Annotated in this window: 20 protein-coding genes and 1 pseudogene; 6 read left to right on the top strand and 15 right to left on the bottom strand. The window is 47.1% G+C overall.

All coding sequences use genetic code 11. The features are described 5' to 3' along the window. The first annotated feature begins 309 nt into the window (after positions 1–309). Both L7E55_RS17640 and L7E55_RS01265 read left to right on the top strand, forming a co-directional pair. Positions 310–462, top strand: coding sequence for a BhlA/UviB family holin-like peptide (locus L7E55_RS17640; RefSeq protein WP_277442165.1), 153 nt, complete (start codon positions 310–312; stop codon positions 460–462). Positions 463–719: 257 nt separating this feature from the next. Next, positions 720–932, top strand: coding sequence for a heavy-metal-associated domain-containing protein (locus tag L7E55_RS01265; protein ID WP_277442148.1), 213 nt, complete (start codon positions 720–722; stop codon positions 930–932). A 100-nt stretch (positions 933–1,032) separates the two neighbouring features. Here L7E55_RS01265 and L7E55_RS01260 read toward each other — a convergent pair. Continuing rightward, positions 1,033–1,622, bottom strand: a pseudogene (locus tag L7E55_RS01260) (DEAD/DEAH box helicase family protein); the annotation flags it as partial. Positions 1,623–1,771: 149 nt separating this feature from the next. Here L7E55_RS01260 and L7E55_RS01255 point away from each other — a divergent pair. Both L7E55_RS01255 and L7E55_RS01250 read left to right on the top strand, forming a co-directional pair. Further along, positions 1,772–2,023, top strand: coding sequence for a toxin HicA (locus L7E55_RS01255; RefSeq protein WP_338091135.1), 252 nt, complete (start codon positions 1,772–1,774; stop codon positions 2,021–2,023). Further along, positions 2,016–2,384 carry a type II toxin-antitoxin system HicB family antitoxin gene (locus L7E55_RS01250; protein ID WP_277442146.1) on the top strand — a complete coding sequence of 123 codons (369 nt, stop codon included), beginning with the start codon at positions 2,016–2,018 and terminating at the stop codon, positions 2,382–2,384. Before L7E55_RS01255 ends, L7E55_RS01250 begins: the two co-directional genes overlap by 8 nt. 1,328 nt (positions 2,385–3,712) lie before the next feature. Here the strand turns inward: L7E55_RS01250 and L7E55_RS01245 are convergent. Next, on the bottom strand, positions 3,713–4,951 hold the full coding sequence (locus L7E55_RS01245) for an LL-diaminopimelate aminotransferase (protein WP_277442145.1): 1,239 nt from the start codon (positions 4,949–4,951) through the stop codon (positions 3,713–3,715). Between the two features lie 100 nt (positions 4,952–5,051). After that, positions 5,052–6,542 (bottom strand): substrate-binding domain-containing protein, encoded by a 1,491-nt coding sequence (locus L7E55_RS01240; RefSeq protein WP_277442144.1) that lies wholly within the window; start codon positions 6,540–6,542, stop codon positions 5,052–5,054. A 136-nt stretch (positions 6,543–6,678) separates the two neighbouring features. Between L7E55_RS01240 and L7E55_RS01235 the strand changes: the two genes are divergently transcribed. Both L7E55_RS01235 and L7E55_RS01230 read left to right on the top strand, forming a co-directional pair. Continuing rightward, complete coding sequence (locus tag L7E55_RS01235) at positions 6,679–6,984, top strand: DUF2508 family protein (protein ID WP_277442143.1); 306 nt, start codon at positions 6,679–6,681, stop codon at positions 6,982–6,984. Positions 6,985–7,162: 178 nt separating this feature from the next. Next, a complete protein-coding gene (locus L7E55_RS01230) occupies positions 7,163–7,468 on the top strand; it encodes a DUF2508 family protein (RefSeq protein WP_277442141.1) in 306 nt (101 codons plus the stop codon). Here L7E55_RS01230 and L7E55_RS01225 read toward each other — a convergent pair. The 12 genes from L7E55_RS01225 to prfB form a co-directional block, all read right to left on the bottom strand. Next, the gene (locus tag L7E55_RS01225; protein ID WP_277442139.1) at positions 7,443–8,042 is read right to left on the bottom strand and encodes a uracil-DNA glycosylase; all 600 of its coding nucleotides are present in this window, start codon (positions 8,040–8,042) and stop codon (positions 7,443–7,445) included. The genes L7E55_RS01230 and L7E55_RS01225 overlap by 26 nt on opposite strands. Positions 8,043–8,156: 114 nt before the next feature. Then, a complete protein-coding gene (locus L7E55_RS01220; RefSeq protein WP_277442138.1) occupies positions 8,157–8,354 on the bottom strand; it encodes a CooT family nickel-binding protein in 198 nt (65 codons plus the stop codon). A 91-nt stretch (positions 8,355–8,445) separates the two neighbouring features. Next, the gene (locus L7E55_RS01215; protein WP_338091136.1) at positions 8,446–9,603 is read right to left on the bottom strand and encodes a PDZ domain-containing protein; all 1,158 of its coding nucleotides are present in this window, start codon (positions 9,601–9,603) and stop codon (positions 8,446–8,448) included. A gap of 189 nt (positions 9,604–9,792) precedes the next feature. Further along, on the bottom strand, positions 9,793–10,956 hold the full coding sequence (locus tag L7E55_RS01210; RefSeq protein ID WP_277442137.1) for a S41 family peptidase: 1,164 nt from the start codon (positions 10,954–10,956) through the stop codon (positions 9,793–9,795). Positions 10,957–11,293: 337 nt separating this feature from the next. Next, complete coding sequence (locus L7E55_RS01205) at positions 11,294–12,427, bottom strand: murein hydrolase activator EnvC family protein (RefSeq protein WP_277442136.1); 1,134 nt, start codon at positions 12,425–12,427, stop codon at positions 11,294–11,296. 32 nt (positions 12,428–12,459) lie between these two features. Continuing rightward, on the bottom strand, positions 12,460–13,347 hold the full coding sequence (gene ftsX, locus L7E55_RS01200; protein WP_277442134.1) for a permease-like cell division protein FtsX: 888 nt from the start codon (positions 13,345–13,347) through the stop codon (positions 12,460–12,462). Beyond that, a complete protein-coding gene (gene ftsE / locus L7E55_RS01195) occupies positions 13,337–14,023 on the bottom strand; it encodes a cell division ATP-binding protein FtsE (RefSeq protein WP_277442132.1) in 687 nt (228 codons plus the stop codon). Before ftsE ends, ftsX begins: the two co-directional genes overlap by 11 nt. Positions 14,024–14,431: 408 nt before the next feature. Then, complete coding sequence (locus tag L7E55_RS01190; protein ID WP_277442131.1) at positions 14,432–17,431, bottom strand: S-layer homology domain-containing protein; 3,000 nt, start codon at positions 17,429–17,431, stop codon at positions 14,432–14,434. A 456-nt stretch (positions 17,432–17,887) separates the two neighbouring features. Further along, the gene (locus L7E55_RS01185) at positions 17,888–18,826 is read right to left on the bottom strand and encodes a transketolase family protein (RefSeq protein WP_277442130.1); all 939 of its coding nucleotides are present in this window, start codon (positions 18,824–18,826) and stop codon (positions 17,888–17,890) included. Positions 18,827–18,840: 14 nt separating this feature from the next. Continuing rightward, positions 18,841–19,668, bottom strand: coding sequence for a transketolase (locus L7E55_RS01180; RefSeq protein ID WP_277442129.1), 828 nt, complete (start codon positions 19,666–19,668; stop codon positions 18,841–18,843). Between the two features lie 19 nt (positions 19,669–19,687). Continuing rightward, on the bottom strand, positions 19,688–20,530 hold the full coding sequence (locus tag L7E55_RS01175; RefSeq protein ID WP_277442128.1) for a YitT family protein: 843 nt from the start codon (positions 20,528–20,530) through the stop codon (positions 19,688–19,690). Between the two features lie 299 nt (positions 20,531–20,829). Then, positions 20,830–21,940, bottom strand: a protein-coding gene (gene prfB / locus L7E55_RS01170; RefSeq protein WP_277442127.1) for a peptide chain release factor 2 whose coding sequence is annotated in 2 segments (ribosomal slippage) — positions 20,830–21,870 and positions 21,872–21,940 — 1,110 coding nt in all. Because the reading frame shifts where the segments join, the coding sequence is not laid out codon by codon here. Positions 21,941–21,952: the final 12 nt, after the last annotated feature.

Below are 21,952 nucleotides of genomic sequence, written 5' to 3'. Positions count from 1 at the left end.
TAATCATAAATAACTTTTTGATGTACTCGTCTGAACCGGTTTCTTTAACTAAAGAGTTAAATTTTTTAATTGGAAATTGATTTAGTACTTCATTAAATGTGGATTTCGTGGTATCCTTATCCATGCTTATTCTCCTTATTTAGAGACTATGGACAGGATTACCTGCTATACCTCTATTATAAGGAGTTTTTTAATGAAATGCCATGATATTTATGGAAATTAGTCATTTTTCGAGTAATTTTAATCATTTTAAACCATTTTAGGCATTGACTATTCTTCGATTATTTAATGCAACATTAGTGATTTTATATATTAAAGACGCAGGATAAAAGAGATATCAAACAAGAAGAACGTGAAGCGAAGTATCAAGAAATAATAATTAGTTTAACAAAACAATTAAACATTACAATTGAGATCAAAGAAGACATAAAAACAATAAAAGCCCACATTTTAAAACAATAACCACTTTATATAAGAACCAATTTTTTATTCAGATAATCAAAAATATTGTCATATAAAATGATGACTCAAATAAATTGTGGAGGAGGTTTAAAAATGTTTACAAAGCACTGGATGCTTAGAGAAACGGCCCATTGCAAAGAAGGTTGCTCACTTTGGTCCTGGGTAAGACGTTAAACTGCCTAATTATCTAAGCTCCGCCTATTTCCTAGGAACTAGATCCGCTTGCTTTTAATAATAAAAACTTTGAGGTGAAGTTTATGGATTATTTAATGCACTTTAAAGTGGAAGGCTTGCATGATACAGATAAAGTAGCCATGATAAAAAAAGAGCTTCATACCCTGCAAGGGGTAAAGGATGTGCAAATCACTGGGGTCGACCGGGTAAGCATTACCTATGACTCAACCAAAGTAATTCCAAGTCAGTTAACCTATTTAATGAGAAAATTAGGAGTTAAAACTCATAGCGGGTGAAGTAAGTGTTAATGAGGGCGTTGCCCCCATTTGTTTAGTGGCCATCCGTAAATTCTAGAGAGAAGCTTCACTCAACTCGTAAGGACCCAGTGTAGCGAAAGTCGCCCCGCACCCTGAACTTTCCCCGGATAAAATTTATATCGTTGCGTTCATATTGGATACTCACAAGTTTGCGCAAGACGGCGTCCCGGTCATAGATTTCTCCCTGTCGCAGGGAGAGAACCAGCGTGCTGTATTCTTCTGGTGTCAACGGCCGTAAATACAGGAAACACTGGCCACGATTATCACGTCCCGCCGCTCGAAGAGAGCGCAGGTGGCCGAGTGGCGCAGTTTATCTATTTCTTCATTGACAGACGAATCCTTCTCAATGTAAGTATCGGTATGCGGAATATATGCTTCCGGCTGGTAGTAGTCATAATAGCTGACAAAATACTCCACCGCGTTGTCCGGAAAGAACTCTTTAAACTCCCCGCAAAGCTGGGCAGCCAGTGTCTTGTTCGGCGCCAGGATCAATGCCGGCCGCTGGACAGCCTGAATCACCTGGGCAATTGTATATGTTTTACCGGTGCCGGTAGCGCCCAGCAAAACCTGTCCCTGATGCCCCTTTTTCAAGCCGTCCACCAGAGCGGAGATAGCCTTAGGCTGGTCCCCCATGGGCTTATATTCTGATTTCAGCTGAAAAGTCCGCATTGCTGCACCTTCTAGATATTTTTTAACATTACTAGTATACCACAAGAAACAAGACACCAAAAGTATGTTCTGTATTAGGGATATTCTATATAACTATCTAAACCTGCTCGACATATAGTATTATATATAGTACTATAGTACCAGGAGTGGTGGCATTGAGCAAACTCGAAAAGCTGCTTCAAAAGATTAAGAATAACCCTAGACAGGTACGATTCGAGGAACTGGACAAAATTCTAATCAGGTCAGACTTCAAAAAAAGACAGCCCAGGAAAGGATCAAGCCATTATACATATACCAAGGGAACAACACTGGTTACAGTTCCTTACGACCAGCCACATATCGACATAGCCTATGTAAAGCTGGCAATCAAAGCTCTGGAAGGAGATATGAAAGATGAATAAAGACCTTCAATATTACCTGGGGCTACCTTACCAGGTAACCCTCCATCCCTCTGCAGATGGTGGTTATGCTGTCGAAATACCGGAACTTCCTGGATGTATAAGTCAGGGTCAAACAGTGGAAGAAGCACTTAAGATGATTGAAGACGCAAAGATCTGCTGGTTAGAAACCGCACTTGAAGAAAGCATTGAGATTCCCGAACCAGCAAGGGAATCAGACGACTATTCCGGCAAACTCAATATTCGCATACCAAAATCCCTTCACCGCACTTTGGTCGAAAAAGCTAAGGATGAAAAAGTTAGTCTAAATCAATATATCATGTACCAGTTAGCCCGCAGTGCAGGACATCCAATTATAAAGTAAAAAATTAATCCAAAAAGAGCCTGTTTTTTTTAGGCTCTTTAATTTTCATATGACAATAATGAACTAGAATATTCGATATCCCCAATCTACTCTTGGCTGATGGTGTTCCACAAAGCGGAATACTATCAGATTCAAAACATAAACCAAAATAAAAACAATGATTGAATATGGTGAACACCATCCGGTAAAAGTATATAGGTGGAAATATTTTACTGATATCAATTCCATCCCGGTTGTGACTAGTGACCAGACAAAAATATAACCAATAAACCATAATCCTTTTAAGTTCAACCTATCATAGAAATAGATAAAAAAATAAGCAAACGAAGGGTATGACACAAAGTAAAGAAGGAGATCAAAGTATTCATATTCCGGAAGATCGTTGTAATAATAATAACTAAGCGGCGGCTTTCCAATGATGAAGTCTGTCATTTGGCCTATAAAAAAATTAAACAACCAGATTATCACTATAGTTAGGAATGAGAATCGTTTCGGCAACAAAAAAATCATTGCCCACATTAGGATGCCGGTTATTATAATAAACCACTCGTTTTCATCAAACTTAACCGGAGGATACAGGATCATGCCATGACTTTCCTTTCCCTCAACAATTTCCTAAAACATGACATAAACGAAAAAGCTAAGAGAGATAATATTATATGTCTGATAGCGCCATACCCAAGAGACCAATGAATTGAATATATATAACCGGTTTTACCATGTAAATAATCCATGCCTAACAGGAGCGTCTGGAATATTACAAATATTAATGCCTTTCTTATTATGTTTAGCTTCCTTGAACCTAAAAAAGATAAGAGCCATAAGTTAATAACCGGGTAGTAAAACAAACCGATCATTTTAACCGGCCACATGATTGTTGCTCCATCTGCCATTTCAAACAGGTGCAAATTCATTGTAAAAATAGTAAATGTTTGTTGTAGCAATATCGTGTAAAACAGATAATAAGCCAAAATTTCTATAGGATGCAGTCTTGCCCACAAAAAGTATATGGATAACAAAGAAATAATACTAATAATAATCGCCGTAATAAGAATAATTATTTTTACAGTCAAAAGGTTCCCCTTTATTCTTTCGTTGATTTCATCCCGTAGGAAATATTATTTACTATATAGTGTCCTTTTATAATGCTTCATGCTTATATTCCCGGATGATATAAAATGAGTGCCGGCGTGTTTAATTCGATCCGTTTAAAGAACTTGAATATTTTAAAACCCCACTGACTGCTTTTTGTAGTAGCGGGGTTTTAATAATCTATTAGCCGAACATTGCTTGTGCACAGGGTTCAGTGGAGCATATATTTATTTATCCTAAAACTCGAACTCCACATCAGACAGTCTACTCCTGATCTCATCCACAACTCTCTTTTCCTCCTCGATGCCGTTCGCGATAAAAGTTACCGAGAAGCGTACGTAACTGCCCGCGTCATCCCACGGAACGGTTGAAATAAGCTTTTCTGTAATCAGGTACTGGGAAAAGTCCTCGGCATTTTCAAACCTTCTGCCGCCCTTGATGCCCTTCGGAGCTTTAACATAAAGGTAGAATGAGCCTTTTGGTTTTCTGGCGCTAAATCCAACCTCATTCAGTGCCGACACAAGCATATTATGCCTTCTTGAATACTTTTCGCTGATTTTTTCCGTGATCTCAGGATGCTCCAAAGCATAAATCCCGGCTTTTTGGATAGCGATAAACTGCCCGGAATCATTGTTATCCTTCACCGTGGCAAATCCTTTGATAACCAGTTCATTACCAGCGACAGCGGCAAGTCTCCAGCCGGTCATATTGTACGCTTTGGATAAGGAAAACAATTCTACCCCCACATCCTTAGCCCCTTCGATTGAGAGGAAAGCTAACGGCTTCTCCCCGTCGAACATCAGCCCGGCGTAGGCGGCATCATGAACAACTATGACATTGTTCTCCTTGGCAAATTTTATAACCTTCTCAAAAAATTCCCTGGTTGCGCATGCTCCCGTGGGATTGTTGGGATAATTCAAGTACAACAGTTTGGCTTTTCTTCTTGTTTCCCGGTCAAGGGAATCTATATCCGGGAAAAACCCGTTCTCCGGCGTTATTGGAAGATTGACCACCTGCCCGCCGAACCACTTGGTCAAGGTCCCCAGCACCGGGTAATTCGGCACCGGCATGATGGTAATATCTCCAGGGTTTATAAACACTGCCGGGAGCATGGCCAGCACCGGCTTTGAACCAATGCCGTGGATTATTTCTGTTTCGGGGTTCAAACCTTCTACTCCGTAAACCGTCTCCAGATATTTAGCCGCCACATCCTTGAATTCCTGTATTCCGTTATCGGAATATCCCCTGTTCTCGGGCTTCGCCGCCTCCTCGGACAGTTTTGCCACAATCCCCTGATCAGCCATCTCGTCAGGTTCGCCGACTCCCAGATCGATTATTTCAACACCTGGATGATTTTTTCTGGCTGCCGCTTTCGCGCGTTTTATCTTTTCAAACTTGTAAATAACCGTGTCCTTACCAAACTTCGGGCCCCCGATTCTCTCAGCAAACAAATTTTGAACAAAGCTATCCGGCATCACTAACCATCCTTTTTCGTACTATTTAGAACCGATACATTAGTTTTTAGCGAACTTTCTATAGATTGCATTTTAACATAATTGTCAACAAATAACCAGATTAACTCCCGCTGCCGCCTTGGCCGCCGGCGCCACTTCCAGCCTGACCCTGGTCGCCGCCATCGCTTTTGCCGCCTCCGGCGCCGTCCATAGTTTCAATCTTCTTTATTTCACCGTTTATTTGCATCTCCATTGTTTTTCCATCCTGGGTGGTAACACGCAACGTTGTCTTCTTGCCTCCACCCTGATCGCCCTGGCCGCCGCCCACTTTTTTTTGGTCGCTCTGATCACTTGATTGTCCTTTATCCTGGCTGCTTTGCTGCCGTTGCCCCGGCTGCCCGCCTTGGCCGCCTTCCTGTCCCGCCGCCGGCTTGCCCCAGCGCTGTTCAAGAAGATATGATTCATTCCTGGTAATCAAACGCACCGGGGTAATCCTGGCAGGCACGTCAAAATCGCCGTTTCTGATCTGTTTATCATACTGCCAGTGCCCGGTGGTAGCCAGCCCCACCGCCGCGTCATAAGCATACTGGGCCATCAGTTCGGGCATGACATCCACTTCAGCGTCATGCTCCCCCGCCGCCAGCGCCTGGGAAGCCTGTTTGCCGGCCCCGGCGCCGATAGTTACAATCCGCTTGCTCAAACCCCGGTTTTTCAACACCTCTGCCACTCCCGTACCCATGCGGTCATCGGTAATAAGAATTGCGTCAATTTGGTTGTTTGTGGACGTCAACGCTTGCTCAAGGGTAGTTTTGGCCATTTGCGGATCACCGGCGGGATGGTCCTTTACCAACACCACCTGCACCTGCGCTTGATCTTTCAGATTTTCCAGCAATGATGAAGTAATCTCCCGGGATGCCTGGTCGTTTTTATCACCCTGCAAAACCACTGCTTTCAGCGGCGCGGACCGGCCTTGGGCCGCGCTGAGAAGGTAGCGGGATTGTAGTTCCCCGGTTCTGGCGTGATCTGAGGCGATGTAACCATCCAACGGAGAATTGGCGGGCAGCGTTTCCAGGGCGATCACTTTGATGTTGGCCTGAGCCAGCTTGCGCACCAGTCTGGGTCCGGCAGAAGGATCTACCAGTTGTAGAATCACTACTCTGACTTTTTGCTTGATCAGATCATCAAGATCCTTTTCTTGCTTGGCAGAATCATTTTTCGCGTCGAGCCAGGTAATGTTCACTTGCTGGCCTTGACCGCCCTGGCTTCCCTGACCGCCCTGCCCACCGCCGGCTTGCACCGGCACCACCATCTCACCGGCCTGCTGGTTTTGGCTTTGGTCTTGCTTACCCTGCTGGCCGCCCTGATCATTTTGGCCGCCGCTCTGTCCGCCTTGCCCTTGGCGCCCGGACATAGTCCTCTTAAAAATTTGATTTCCATCCCTCTCCAGATCAGCCAGACTTACCGCAATTTTTACTTCCTGCCGGTTCCCGTTATTACTCACCGGTTTCTTCTGGGCTTGTCCTTGCCCGCCGCAACCACATAAAAAGGTCAGCACCATTGTCATGATGATAACCAGCGGGAAATATTTATACTTAATTTTATAGTCACCCACAGCCTTCACCCCGTATTTTTATTAAAAGTTATTATGCGTAAAAAATGCTGAAATATTGAATGTCGTGAATAATGACTACGGGGCTGAAGTTTTATTTGCAATAGGGTAAACATATTTATACAATGAGGTGACACCGATGAATATTAAATCAGTTGTCAAACTGTTGTCAGGGAGAATAGCCGGATTAACGGGAATGCGGGTGGATGGCTCCCACGCGTCCAAACTGGCGCTGGCTGTTGACGGCGCGCGGCGGGACTGGCAGCAGGCGCTGCAAGAATTCAACTACGCTGAAGGTGATCTTGTCGATAGTGCTATCCTAAAAATAAACACAGCGGAAAAGCATTACATGACGCTATTAAACCAGGCCAAAAAAGAAGGGGCTGTAGCCTGGCCCATAAAGCCGGGCACGCATGCCCCTATAAACTCAAATACTCATCCCTGACTTTTTGAAAACCCTCCCACACGGGGTTATAAATACACCCCTCAATTTAAAATTCTTTATTAATTACAAATGTAATTTGTGTTTTTCAGTGACAACCAGGTGTTTATTTTGATCACACTGTTGCTCATGCCGTCTATTTATCACTCGATGTGCATATTTATATAATGAGGTGATGGTGATGGACATCTTGTCTGTGATAAAATTATTATCGGCGAAAATTTCAGGACTTATAAAAAAACGGGCGGACATGCCCTGCGAACCCACCCTAATGTCGGTCATTGAAAGCGCCCGGCGGGATTGGCAGCAGGCATTAAAGGAAATGAATCATATTGACGGTGAACTTTCCGACTATGTTATTTTTAAAATTAACTCGGCAGAAAGGCATTATATGATGTTGTTAAAACAAGCTAAACAAGAAGGGGTCACGGCCTGGCCCGCCGTCCCGGGTAAAATAGCTCCTACAACTTTAAATACTCATCCCTGACTTTTTGAAAGTCCTCCCATACAGGGCGTTTTTTGCTGGTGTCTCTTAGGAGCGCGGCCGGGTGATAAGTAGGCATGATTTTGATCCCGCTTTTGCTTACCAGCCATTTCCCGCGCATAATAGTGATCCTGGCGTCGGGTTCGACCAGGTTCTGTAAAGCGGTGCCGCCCAACAGGACAATGATCCTGGGGGATATCAGTTCAATCTGGCGGTAAAGCCACGGGAGGCATGATTCAGCCTCATTCGGGCGCGGCGCCCTATTGCCGGGGGGCCTGCACTTAACCACATTAGCGATAAAAACGTGTTTAAACCGCTCAAGGCCGACAGCCGCCAGGATCTTGTCCAATAGCTGCCCGGCTTTGCCCACAAAAGGGCGGCCCAACCGGTCTTCATCCGCTCCCGGTCCCTCTCCAATCAACATTAACCTGGCCTCCGGATTACCTTCCCCAAAAACCACCCCGGAACACCCGCCCCGCAGGCCGCACCTGGCACAATTCCCGGCCATGTTCTGCAATTCTTCAAGGCTGTTGATTTCACTCAAGTCAAAATCGTCTTCATAGATGACTTTATTCAATCCTTTTATAACCCCCATGCGTCTTCGTCCAACCTTTAGGCACATAACGCAGTTCATGTTCGGCAGTAAAAAACTACGGAACAGGAATGGTCACCCTGTTCCGTATATATTCATTCATTGCGGTTCTTTTTCCAGGATTATTTTGTGATCCACCAGGGCCAGTTCCACAATTTTAGCTCTGATAATCTTTCTTTTGCCGAATATATCTTCTAACAGCAAGCCGTCATCGCGGGGCACAACCCGGTCAACCATCTCCAGAAACAACTCGTCCTCTTTGCCCGGTATTCTTAAAAATGCGTTTGCCTCACACATAACTTGTTCCCACCTTGCCTTTCTCGTTATTAATGCAGAACAGCTCATGGGACTATTTTTAACTGATTATATCCCCATTATTTTAAAAGTGTCAACTTCGAAATTTTCTCCAGAATCCCTTTAGCAAGCGTCCTAACGGTCCTGTTGTCCAAAGTTCAACATATTTGTTTTCATTTCCTTCCGGTACAAGCACCAAACCCCAACCCCCCGGTCCCGCAGGCACCAGCAGCCGCCTGCGGTTTTCACCCGCCGCGCGGCTGAAGTAATCCACCAGCAAGGGCAAAAATGTCTCCTGTTGCATTTGGTAAAAACTATTTTTATCCGTCAACTCCAGGCCATTTACCGCCAATATGATATCCCCCGAACGTATGCCGGCACGCCAGGCCGCCATGTCCGGTGAAACGTCAAGCACCCTCACTCCCCTGGCGGGCGGGACGTACAGCGGCTCACCACAAGATTCGATCCTCCTGCTGATATAAATGACCGTCTCGTGCCCAAGCGGGGAGAACAGCGCCGCAGCCAGCGTTACCGCGCGGCTATGTTCCGCCAGCACAGCCAAAATCAACAAAATTACACTATAGAGGCCAAGGTGGAGCGCGGACAGGCGGCTCTTTTCCACCGGACTTCTGGCAATCGACACGTCACCGTAGCCTAAACCGGCTACCACCGGCATCAAGTAGAATACCAGGTTGTGCAATTCACCCGGCACGTCGGGTTTAATCAACGGCCACCAATCCGGCATTTCAACCACCCCCTGGACCGCACCGGTACCCGCCACGGCCAGCACTACGAGCGGTATCGGCCAGAATCGCTGCAGGGTAAAACCGCCGACCACCCGCCCGCCAGCCGCTTTAATAAAAGCGGGCGCCGCCCCCAGGTGGCCGCTAACCAGGATCAGAATGCTTTCCACCATGTGCAGCACGGCGACCAGGGCCATTATCTGCGGAATATTCACTTGAGGAAAGCCAAGAAGCAGGCTGGAAACAGCCAACACTCCGCCGGAATAAGCGAAGCATAAAAAACGCATGTTTATCAGCATGAGCAATATGGCCACCGGCCAAAGATAAATCAGATCCGGACCGGAAAGGGTCAGGCCGATAAAAACCATCAGGAAGCTTCCCGCCAAGCCGCCCAGCAACCCAAAGCCCGCCGCCATAATTACATCCGCCCAAGCCCTGCCGGATTTCTGATGAAAGAAACTTTCCCTCAATCTACCCATCCGTTGGTACTGCAAAGCGATTAAACCCACTATCAACAAAAAAACCGGCCAGAATTGGGGGTCCATGAACGCTTGCAGAAAGGACTTCAGGATTAAGGGTATAATCTCCGTAAAGGGATACAAACGCTTCACCTCGAATGCTTTAAGGCTCTTCTCCAATATCCAAAAAGCCGTGGAGATACTTTTCCCACGGCTATTAAAAAAACAAACTTAATTTCCCTATCCGGCTATTGCGATTTTCTCCTTAAGGATCTCCACAGCCTTATCTAGCTGAACATCATGAAGGCGATCATCCTGGGATTGCACCAGGATATCAGGTTGAATACCCTTTTCATGGATATCGTTCTTGGCCGGCGTCAGGTAACGGGCGGTAGTCAGCTTTAATCCCGCGCCGCCATCCAATCGAAATACCGTTTGAACAATCCCTTTACCAAAAGTTTTGGTCCCGACCAGAACTCCCGCACCGGTGTCTTTTACCGCCCCGGCCAGGATTTCAGCAGCGCTTGCGCTCCCCCCGTTGATTAACACCACAAACGGGAGCTGGATTGTTTTTCCTTCCGATTCATAAACTTGCTCGCGACCCACACGGTTATCTATATATACAATCGGCCCTTTTGGAATGAAATTTTTAGCCACTTCTACCGCCGAGTTGAGTTCACCGCCTGGATTATCCCGGAGGTCCAGAATAATCCCTTTTATCTTTTCGGTCTTCACTTTGGCCAATACTTCTTTTATTTCATCAGCGGTACGTTCTGTGAACTGGCTGATAACAATATGCTCGATGCTGTTGCCTTCCAAAGCCCGCCCCTCCACAGTAGGAACACTGATTTCCTCTCTGGTTAAGGTAAATTGCAACTGCTCCGGCACTCCCTGTCTGTTGATGCCGAGATTGACTTTTGAGCCGACTGGTCCACGCATCAGGTTTATCGCCGTGTCCAGATCAATGCCTTTCGCGTCACGATCGTCAATCCTGGCGATCACATCGCCTTCTCTTATTCCCTCCCTGGCTGCCGGCGTTCCCTGATAGGCTCGCACCACTGTCAGGTACTGTTCTTTTACACCCACTAAAATACCCAAACCGCCAAAGGATCCCCTGATCTGCTCTTGAAGATGTGAAAATGTTTTTGGATCAAGGTAAACCGAATACGGGTCACTCAGAGAATTGACAAGGCCTTTAATTGCCCCATCCATCAACTGGGTTGAGCTTACCGGATATAGATATTGCGTTCGCACCAGGGAGACGACCTTGACCAAATTGCCGACATTCCGGTAATTACTGGCCAGAAGTCCACCCATCACCAGAAATACAATAAATACAAACACTGCCAGTATATAACGCCATCTACCGTTCCTGGAACCAGCCCCGTAATCATAATAACTCAATGCCAAACACACCTGCCGTTCTTGTCCTATTACACATACGTTATTATACTACAATACTATGGCGGCTAGACTCAAATCCTCCGCGTCAGCAAAATAATTTTATCTTTGTATAACATTCGCTCTGTTTGGCGTACAATAAAAGATATTTGGATGACCTGTCAGTCATTACCAATGAAGCTCAACAATATGTCCTATTTAATATTCAAAGGGCAGCACCAAAAACCTGCCCTTATTAGTATTAACAACATTATATTTGTTTATCAAAACGCTGGAATTCCAAGGAAGTTTGCTCTAAGCAACTTTTAATTTTTATAACAATTTGCTTTCCGAGACAGCCCTACAAGTAATTTAACGGGTTGACCGGATCGCCGTCCACCCTCACAGAAAAATCCAGGTGCGGGCCGGTTGCCATGCCGGTGCTTCCCACTCTGGCGACAGCCTGGCCTTTGGTCACTTCCTCCCCGTTACCAACCAACTGCGCGGATAGGTGCGAATAAAGAGTGGTCAGGCCGCCGCCGTGGTCAATCATGACAATATTGCCATAACCGCTCATATAACCTACATCTATTACCACACCATCCTGGGCGGCTACCACGGTCGCACCTTCGGGAGCCGGAATATCAATCCCGTTGTGCATTTTGCTGGTGCCCAAAATGGGGTGCACGCGCATGCCGAATGGAGAGGAAATGTCCGTATAACCCGGTACCGGCCAGGTAAATCCCCCGGTGGAACGCGGCTGCGACTTCGAACGCCGGCTGGCGGCGATCTGGCGTAAAATGTCCTGCTCCTGAGCCTCTAAACGGGCAGCTTCCGATTCAATATCCCACAAGTTAGCACTGGCCTCTTTGAGCAAGGCATTTTTTTCACTTTGCTTTGCCTGCAACTCTTTACGGGTGGCTTCTTGCTCAGAAATCATGGCTACCAACCGTTCCTGCTGCACTTCCAAGTCTGCCTTCCGGTTGCTGATTTGCTGGCGATCGGATTTGACCTGATTTATAATGGAAATATCCTGCTGCACTACCCTTTTCAAGAGCTCGAAACGATTGACAAAATCACTGAAATCCTTAGACTCAAAAAGAACTTCCAAGTAACTGACGTTGCCCATCTCATACATGTTGCGCACTCTTTTATTCAATATATCAGTGCTATCGTTTAGTTTAGCTTCGGCTGCCGCCAGTTCCGCCTCTGTCTTACGCAAGTTTTCTTTGGCCTGTCCGAGGTTTTTTTCCAGGTCGTTCAGTTGGAGAGTCTTATCACTAATTGTACTATTTAGCGAAGCAACCTGCTGGGAGTAATCCTTGACCACACCCCTCGCCTGCTCGGCTTGGTTTTGCTTCTGGTTTAACTGCTCCCTGGTTTTGTTCAATTGTTGTTCAAGTTCATCACCATAAGCGGCTCCGATGGCTCCCGCCATAAAAACCAAGCCCATAACACCAGCCAGGATTTTTTTCTTTAAAAAGCTGAATTCCATTTAATCAAACCTCCAGGTCAACAATAATACAATTACGCTTTTAAGAACTTGCGCATGGAAATCATACTGCCGGCCGCTCCGATAAACAGCCCCAAAAGCAGCAATCCCTCCATTAAAGGCATAATTAAATTTCGGTCACTGACTAGTTGTAGAAAAGGCAATGAAATTTGAACACTGCCGATTAAAGAATAATAACCGAAAAATATAATGAAAACCGCCACCAACGAGCCGGTCAAGCCCAGAAATATTCCTTCAAGCAAAAATGGAAAGCGGACAAACCAGTTTGTCGCTCCGAGGAACTTCATAATCCCGATTTCCCGGCGCCTGGCAAAGACAGAAAGACGAATAGTGGTGGCTATTAAAAAAACAGCCGCGACCCCCAGTAAAATCATCAGAACTAAACCCGCTGTGCGCACCCAGCGGCTAAAAGCCATCAGGTTTTCGACCACTCCCTGGCCATAGCGAACTTGATCCGCTTGAGGCAGACTTTCTAATTGACGGGCCAGCGGCGCCACTTGTTCAACAGTACGTGTTTTGATTTTGAAGGCATCCGGCAGTGGATTTTTTTCCTCCAGGCCGGTAAGAATGTCTTTCTTATCCCCAAGATTCTTTTTCATTTCCTCCAAAGCCCGCTGTTTAGTAACGAATTCAACCTGAGCGACATCGGGCATGGTTTTAATCTTGTCTTCAATTTGTTTTACCTGGGCCGGAGTCGTATTATCTTTTAAAAAAAGGCTGATTTCTATGTTTGATTCCAGGTTGGCAGCCATTTGGCCGGCATTTACCACCAGCAGCAGGGAACTGCCCAGGATCAGCAAGGATACGGCGACTACCCCCACCGAGGCCGCGGAAAGCCAACTATTGCGCAAAATTGACTGGACAGCCTCACGGAAATAATACCGGATGGTGCTAAGCCTCATAGCGATATGTCCCTTCCTTCTCATCCCGCACAATTAGTCCGCCGGCCAACTCCACAACGCGTTTCTTCATGGCGTCCACAATATCCCAGGCATGAGTGGACATAATAATGGTAGTACCCCTGCGGTTTATATCCAAGAACAATTTCATCAAATCACGAGAGGTGTCGGGGTCCAGATTGCCGGTCGGTTCATCGGCGATAATTAACAACGGGTTATTCACGATAGCGCGGGCTACACTCACCCGTTGCTGCTCGCCGCCGGAGAGATGGTCGGGAAACACATCGGCCTTCTTGGCCAGGCCGACCATATTGAGAACTTTAGGCACTACTTTCTTTATTTCCCTGCCGGACGCCCCGATTACCTCCATAGCAAAGGCTATATTTTCAAACACAGTTTTTTGCGGCAACAAGCGGAAATCTTGAAAAACCATGCCGATTGAACGCCGCAGATATGGAATTTCCCGCTGGCGCATACGGGCGACATTTTTCCCGTTAAAGATTACCTGGCCGCGATTTGGAAGCTCCTCCCGGTAAATCAACTTGGTTAATGTTGACTTCCCGGCCCCGCTGGGGCCTACCAGAAAGACAAACTCACCTTTGCGGATTTGGAGAGTGACATCAGATAAAGCTTTGACATTGCCGGGATAGATTTTGGTGACATTATAAAAATTAATCAAACACCCACCCCGCTTATAAAACTATACGACATAAAACAAGTTGGGGTTACATTCGACAAGTTTAGCGTAAAATCCTCCCACACTTACGATTATTTGCATAATCCCCCTTTGAAATCATCGGCACCGGTGAAATATCCCGACCGATAAAAAATCCCTTATATCGGCTTATGAACAAAAAAATTAGATATCATTATTTGTCTACATCTCTGGTACAAACAATAGATATCTAAAGGGGCTATGAAAAGTAAATTTTAAAGAATTTTTGTCCCGGCAATGGGCCCAAAATCATGATTTATATAACAATCCCGTACCACTTTGATAGTGATACGGGATGTCTTTTTGAATCATTATGAGATTTAGTATTTTGAACTTTTGACACAGCCTCAACATATAATACTTAACTTATCATTACCATTGCCTGGTAATGTATATTAGATCATCTAAAAAGGTGTCATAAAAGCTGATACGGGGGTGGCCATAAGAATCTAGAGCTATCGATGTACTCTCACTGGATGAATTTATTGATGTTACGGTTTCAATATGCCAGCCCGATGAGTTCTTGTAAGCATATTTTATTTCTAGACTATCACAACTATCGTAGCTAAGATGAGGACAACCATCGGAATCTAATACCAGTGAAGTGCTCCATCCCACCGTACCTGCGCTGTCCACAATTTCCACATGCCAGCCCGACCCGTCTTTGTACGCGTATTTTAAATCACCGTTGGTCATATCATAATAACCTATATGAGGATGGCTAGCCGCGTCAATAGCGATTGTTGAGTACCAACCAACACAATCATCCACACTTCCGTCTACAATCTCCGTGTGCCAACCGGAACCGTCCTTATAGGCGTATTTCAGGCAGCCGTTATCAACATCACGATAACAGATGTGAGGGTAGCCCGCAGTATCCAGGGCTAAAGAGACATACTCGCCAACGTTATATACGCTGCCGTCCACAGTCTCATTTTGCCAGGCAGTACCATTCCAGTACGCGTACTTGAGATCTCCGTGGGTTGCGTCATAATACCCTATACGGGGATAGCCCGCAGAATCCAGGGCTAAAGATGTGTATTTACCCACATCATAAACACTGCCGTCCACAGTCTCTTTTTGCCAGGCAGTGCCATTCCAGTGGGCATACTTCAAATCACCATTGGTCGCGTCATAATAGCTGATACAGGGATAATAGGAAGTATCCAGTGCTAACGATGTATACTCGCCAACGTTACATACACTGCCGTCCACCATCTCATTAAGCCAGGTTGTGCCATCCCAGCGCGCATATTTTAGATCGCCGTTGGTCGCGTCATAGTAGTCGTAATAACTGATGTGCGGATTATTTGCGGCGTCCAGCGACATAGAGTTATAGTTGCCCACGTCCCCCGCGCTGTCCACAGTTTCGACGCTCCAAGTATATGCTGCCACGTTAATTCTTGATAAAACAGTACCTGCGTCATTCTCGGTGATATAATCATCGGGCCTGAATGTCCCATCCGGATAGCCGTTTATTATTCCTTTATTAGCCAACTTCTCAATAAATGTCTTCGCCCAATGCATGGATATATCCGAAAAAGTAGGCGTAGCCGGTACGTATGAGGGAAAAGCGAAAATTTTACACAATAACGTGGCTAATTCCGCCCTGGTAACCCGGCCTTCAGGATGAAAACTGCCGTCCGGATAACCAATGAGCCAACCATTTTTCATTGAAACATATATATAACCTGCCGCCGAGTGGTTAAGCGGAACGTCGGTAAACAAGGTTTCTGTGGATGAGTCAGGCGTCAGCCCTATTTTTTCCACTAACAATTGCGCCGCCTTTGCCCTGGTCAGCAAGACAGGATTGCTTCCGCCACTACTAATAGGAGGAGTAGTCGCGGTGGGAGTATTTACACTACCTGTTACCTGGTTATAGGACTGCTTAACAGTTTCGACGATGTTGGCCGTTTGTTGCTGCTGACCAACCGTCACAAGTGACTGCTCCACCGGCATTTCGGGCGGCAAAACAACCGGGGCCGGGGGCGGCGGAATATTGTTCTGGATCTCTTGGGCGCGCTCATTAACGAATTTCTCCACCGCAGCCCAAGCTTGTACTTGATTTTGTGTCAGTGCTGCCGGAGGTGTCGGCGGCGCATTTTGAGATGTGATCACAGTGGATTGACCGGCGGTTACGCTAACAGTCTGACCTCCCGAGGTTACAACCGCGTGTCCGGTAATTAATGATGTGCTCTGCCCGCCGGCGCTCACTTGGTTCATCCAGAAGGTGCCCCGGATGGCGGCAACACCCCAAGGCATGTCCACAACCACCCGCTCACGTTCGGCGTACGGCTCGTTCCACCAGGGTATTTCTTCACTTCCTCCGCTAGCGCTCCCACCTTCCGCTATAAGTATACCGGACAGGCCCGGCGGCATTTCGGTTGAAGCCAGAACCAGGGTATGTTTTTCAACTTTGTCAAAAAAGGCGGTCTTTTTCTCTCCCGTGGTTTGGGCCGGGTTATCGTAACGGCTAGCCAGGGCACCAAAGATATTGCCCTGCTTCAGCTTTACTACCAGCTTGTCTACGGCCACGCCGGGTGAACCATCCTGGCGCATATAAGTGAAACCTTCGGCTTTAGTAATCTCTATTATTGTGTTGGCTTCAAGGAGCATGCCGCTACCGTCATCGAATGTGATTTCGGCCTTACCCTGATTATCGGTGGCAACCTTAGTCCCGGCGCTTATTTGTTCCTCTCCACCAACTTCATGGGAAACACCGTCTCCAGTGGTAAAGGTTACTTTTCCTTTCTTGACTGTCAGCTTACCAGTAAGAGCGGCGGTGCGAAGATCTGGGCCTATAGTGATCATAGCGCTCAAGCTCCGAGCTAAATCGCCTCGGCGAAAAGCGAGATCAGGTTGAAAAAGTTTGTCGGAAGGCAGCTCCACCAGGCCGGCCTCGATCGCGGTCGCTACCTGCCGGTAGGCCCAGTGACCGGTGGCAACATCTCCGATTTCCACCTTTTTGTCAGAAAGTGCTCCTCCGGAAAGCCTGAACAGGAGGGCTATTGCCTCTGCCCGGGTGATTACGCCGTCCGGGTTAAAGGTTCCGTCCGGGTATCCCGTAAACAGACCCGCTTTAGTCGCAGCCTCGATCACCCCGAAGGCCCAGTGGTCTGCAGGCACGTCTTGGTAAGTTGGAGATATTTCCTTAACCTCGGAGAGATTCTTGGTTAAAACCATCACTTTAGCGGCCTGTGCGCGGGTAAGACTTTCGGTGGGGCGGAAGGTACCATCGGGAAACCCGCTGATGATACCTTTTTCAGCCAGGTAACGCACGTAGGGGTAAAGCGGGCTTGTTTCCGCCAAATCGGTAAATAGAGGTTTGTCCGGCTGGACAGCTATTTCGCCTACGGCAGAAGCATACGGCACCGGACTTGCGCATATCAAAAAAATTACTAATAATATGCAAACAGTAAGCCTAATTCCTAGTCTGCTTCGATACAATGTTGTTATGACGCTTTCTCCTTTCTAAAAATTCTTCATAACTTTAAGCTTTTGTTACCTTAAAACTTGTTATTAAGATATAATTCCTGATACGCATGAATTAAGGTAGAATTGCCCAATATCATAATTCAATAAATTAACTTGAAATCCTTCATAGGGAAATAATTCATGGAAACAATCTTAAAATGATAATTGTGACCGGATTCTGCTAAAAATAAAGTTGACACCTTACAAAAAACGGTGCCAACTCGTGTAAATTTATGTCAAACCATGTAAACTCTTAGAATTTACTATCGGGTTTTAAATTTTGTACAATTAACCGGGTTTAGTTCACTTAGCCAGATAAGGACTTTTATTATGATATACTTCAGCAAACATCTATCATTTTCTCGCAATTACCTCTTCCACCGCTTTAGCGATAGAATCGGATGTAAGGCCATAGTTTTTCAGCAACTCATCCGGGGTCCCGGAAGTACCGAACTTGTCCATGATGCCTACCCGTTTCATTGGAACAGGACAGTTTTCGGCAAGCGCTTCAGCCACAGCCCCGCCCAGGCCGCCGATAACGCTATGTTCCTCGGCGGTAACCAGCGCGCCGGTATCCCTGGCAACCCTGGCAATAGCATCCACGTCGAGAGGCTTGATTGTATGAACATCCAGAACCCCGGCTTTGACGCCCTTTTCCGCCAGATAGTCCGCCGCTTCCATGGCAGCCGTAACCATGATCCCGGTGGCAATGATGGTGGCGTCCTTTCCTTCCCGCAGCACTACCGCTTTTCCCGGCTCAAACTTAAAGTCAGAGCCGTGCAGCACCGGGACCCCGGCCCGCCCCAGGCGGATATAAACCGGCCCATTGATGGCCGCCGCCGCCCTGACCGCCCCCGCTGTTTCAACCGCGTCGGCGGGCACAAATACCGTCATATTCGGCAACACCCGCATGATCGCAATGTCTTCCACCGACTGGTGCGAGCCGCCGTCCTCGCCAACGGTAATTCCGGCATGGCTGGCCCCGATCTTAACATTCAGCGCGGAGTAAGCCACGCTGTTGCGCACCTGCTCGAAAGCCCGGCCTGACGCAAAAATGGCAAAAGAACTGCAGAAAGGAATTTTACCCGCCGCGGCGAGGCCGGCGGCAGTGCCGATCATATTTTGCTCAGCCACTCCCATATCAAAAAAACGTTCGGGAAAGACTTTCCCAAAATCAAAAGTTTTTGTGGATTTCGCCAAGTCGGCGTCAAGCGCCACTACGTCCGGATTCTCCCTGCCCAATTGCAGCAGCGCTTCCCCATAAGCCTCCCTGGTCGCTATTTTTTTACTCATTGACTTTACCCCTCTCAAAGACGCAAATCTGAATCCAATTCCGCCAGGGCCTTTTCCACTTCGCCAGGTTTCGGCGCCGTACCGTGCCAGCCGACCTGGTTTTCCATAAAGGATACGCCCTTGCCTTTGACAGTTTTGGCAACGATCATGGTGGGTTTGCCTTTGATCGTTTTTGCTTCGTCCAGCGCATCTATAATTTGTTTGATGTCATGACCGTCAATATCTAGCACATGCCAACCAAAAGCGCGCCATTTATCCGCTACCGGCTCAGGTGACATTACCTCGGTTATCGGGCCGTCAATCTGTAAGCCGTTATGGTCGACAAAGGCTGTCAAGTTATCCAGCTTGTAATGAGCGGACGCCATGGCTGCTTCCCAGACCATTCCTTCATCTAGTTCGCCGTCTCCAAGCAGCGCGTAAACACGGTAATTCTTTTTATCCAGCCGGGCAGCCAAGGCCATGCCATTGGCGGCGGACAAACCCTGCCCCAGTGAACCGGTGGACATATCCACACCGGGCGCCTTGCGCATATCCGGATGACCTTGCAGCCGGCTGCCCAACTTGCGTAGTGTCATCAACTCCTCCTCCGGGAAAAACCCTCTCCCGGCCAGGGCAGCATACAAAACTGGAGCAGCGTGCCCCTTGGAGAGTACAAAACGGTCGCGGTCGGGCCAATCCGGCCGGTTGGGGTCGAGGCGCAACTCATGGAAATATAACACGGCGACGATATCGGCTGAAGACAGGGACCCGCCCGGGTGCCCCGAACCAGCCTCCCCCAACATATTAATTATGTTTTTTCTAATCTCTTTTGCCTTGCTCTTCAGTAATTCAATTTCCCCCATCCCATAACCCCCGTGTCATTTACTTATACTCTTTGAAACCTTCCCCGAGCACCTCGTGCACATCCGCCAGGATTACGAAAGCATGAGGATCAACTTGATAAATAATTTCTTTCAGACGGGACACTTCCGACCGGTTTACTACCGAAAGGAGAACCTCTTTATCGACACCTGTATACACACCGCGCGCCGGCCAGGCAGTAGCGCCCCGGTTCAATCCTTCCACAATCGCGGCGGATATTTCCGCCGGACGGTTGGATATTATTAAAAAAGCCTTGGTGTAACTAAACCCTTCCTGAACCAGATCAATCAGCCAGGCGGTAACAAAAATGGTGATCAGCGCGTACATCGACAGTTCCGCCGACTCAAAAACATAACCGGCGGTAATCACTACCGTGGCATCTACCAGGAAGAGCAACTGCCCGATATTTACCCCCGTATATGTGCGTAATATAGCCGCCAGCAAGTCGGTCCCCCCGGTTGTGCCATTATACTTAAAAACAAGCCCAAGTCCCAGCCCGACCAGCACTCCGCCGAACAAACAGGCCAGCAATAGGTCATGCGTGGGAACGGGCAATAAAGGCACAAGCGCGTCAACCGCCAGGGAAAGGGTTAAGGTTCCGTAAAGTGAACGAAAGCCGAATTGCAATCCCAGGCGGTAAATTGCCGCAGCGAACAGAGGGACATTCAAAACAAGCATAGCCGCTCCAACAGGAACATTGATCAAATAGTGCAGGATAGTGGCAATGCCGCTGACTCCCCCGGCGGCAATCTTATTAGGGATGAGGAACATATCCAGACCCATGGCGGTTAAAATGACACCGGCGCTCACCCCGATAATTTCCTGGATAAATTTTAAACGCATTTTGTGACACTCCGGGATTACCATGAATCTATTGCGTATAACTATGTTGTCCAGAACATTACGAGGCTATAAAATACGCACCAAAATTAGTATTCTTTTTCTTGACGTAAATTCCTTCCCTGGTGTCGAAATTGATCACATTAAGAACTCTAAAAATAAAAAACCGCTACCTTTTATAGCAACGGTAAAGAAACTTGATATTATATCACGGCTCAAACAATTTTAAAGGACGAACATGAGCCCGTTGGGTAAGCGCCACGTCATACACCTGTAGAATCTTGATAACCATACATATATGCTTACCCATTTAGCTTCCGCGCTTTATCCTTTAAATAAGCGGCAATAAACGCGTCGATTTCCCCATCCATGACCGCGTTGATATTTCCGTTTTCCTCATTGGTGCGGTGGTCTTTAACCAGGCTGTATGGGTGAAAGATGTACGAGCGAATCTGGCTGCCCCACGCGATTTCTTGCTGATTGCCCCGCAGGGCGGCTAGTTCGGCTTCTTTCTTTTGCAATTCAAGATCTATCAGCTTTGCCTGGAGCATTTTCATTGCAGCCAGACGGTTTGATATCTGTGAGCGCTCATTCTGACATGTTACTACAATACCTGTGGGTATGTGGGTAATGCGGACTGCAGAGTCCGTTTTATTGATATGCTGACCTCCAGCCCCGCTTGAGCGAAAAGTATCGATTTTCAGATCATCCTGGCTGATTTGCACGTCCACATCATTTTCTACTTCAGGAAGCACGTCCAGGGACGCAAAGGATGTATGCCTGCGGCCGGCGGCGTCGAAAGGCGAAATACGGACCAGACGGTGCACTCCTTTTTCAGAGCAGAGGTAGCCATAGGCATTAGGACCAACCACCTCAAGGGTTGCGCTCTTGGTGCCCGCCTCGTCGCCCGGCAGCATGTCAAGAACATCAATCTTAAACTTGTGGCGTTCCGCCCATCTGGTATACATTCTAATCAGCATATCGACCCAGTCCTGGGCTTCCGTGCCGCCCGCGCCGGCATGAAGAGAAATAATCGCGTTGCCCTGGTCATACGGCCCGTTTAAAAGGACGGCCAGCTCCAAATCTGTCACTTTCCGGTTGAGGGTTGTCAATCCTTCCTTCACTTCAGCGGCAATTTCTTCGTCTTCCTCATCTTCACCCAGTTCAGCCAGAACCTCCAGATCCTCAAATTCCCTAGCCAGTTCGTGGAAAAATAAAACCTTATCCCTGAGAATAGCCACCCGCTGGGTAATTTTCTGAGCGTTTTCCTGATCATTCCAGAAACCTGGTTCAAGCATTTGCTTTTCTAATAAAGATATTTCTTCTTCTTTTTTTATTATGTCAAAGAGAAACCCTCAAATCTTCCATTCGTTTGCCGATAGGCTCAATTTCTCGCTTCAGTTCGATAAACATTCTCTCACCATT

Source organism: Pelotomaculum isophthalicicum JI, assembly GCF_029478095.1.
GTDB classification, from domain to species: Bacteria; Bacillota; Desulfotomaculia; order Desulfotomaculales; family Pelotomaculaceae; genus Pelotomaculum_D; species Pelotomaculum_D isophthalicicum.
This window is presented reverse-complemented; position numbering and strand designations above follow the sequence as displayed.

Bases quoted from the DNA above. Each gene is read 5' to 3' on its own strand.
- L7E55_RS01205 (WP_277442136.1), bottom strand. From the start codon at position 12,427: ATGGAATTCAGCTTTTTAAAGAAAAAAATCCTGGCTGGTGTTATGGGC.
- ftsX (WP_277442134.1), bottom strand. From the start codon at position 13,347: ATGAGGCTTAGCACCATCCGGTATTATTTCCGTGAGGCTGTCCAGTCA.
- L7E55_RS01235 (WP_277442143.1), top strand. From the start codon at position 6,679: ATGAATATTAAATCAGTTGTCAAACTGTTGTCAGGGAGAATAGCCGGA.
- L7E55_RS01230 (WP_277442141.1), top strand. From the start codon at position 7,163: ATGGACATCTTGTCTGTGATAAAATTATTATCGGCGAAAATTTCAGGA.
- L7E55_RS01245 (WP_277442145.1), bottom strand. From the start codon at position 4,951: ATGCCGGATAGCTTTGTTCAAAATTTGTTTGCTGAGAGAATCGGGGGC.
- L7E55_RS01180 (WP_277442129.1), bottom strand. From the start codon at position 19,668: ATGGGGGAAATTGAATTACTGAAGAGCAAGGCAAAAGAGATTAGAAAA.
- L7E55_RS01185 (WP_277442130.1), bottom strand. From the start codon at position 18,826: ATGAGTAAAAAAATAGCGACCAGGGAGGCTTATGGGGAAGCGCTGCTG.
- L7E55_RS01265 (WP_277442148.1), top strand. From the start codon at position 720: ATGGATTATTTAATGCACTTTAAAGTGGAAGGCTTGCATGATACAGAT.
- L7E55_RS01250 (WP_277442146.1), top strand. From the start codon at position 2,016: ATGAATAAAGACCTTCAATATTACCTGGGGCTACCTTACCAGGTAACC.
- L7E55_RS01175 (WP_277442128.1), bottom strand. From the start codon at position 20,530: ATGCGTTTAAAATTTATCCAGGAAATTATCGGGGTGAGCGCCGGTGTC.
- L7E55_RS01220 (WP_277442138.1), bottom strand. From the start codon at position 8,354: ATGTGTGAGGCAAACGCATTTTTAAGAATACCGGGCAAAGAGGACGAG.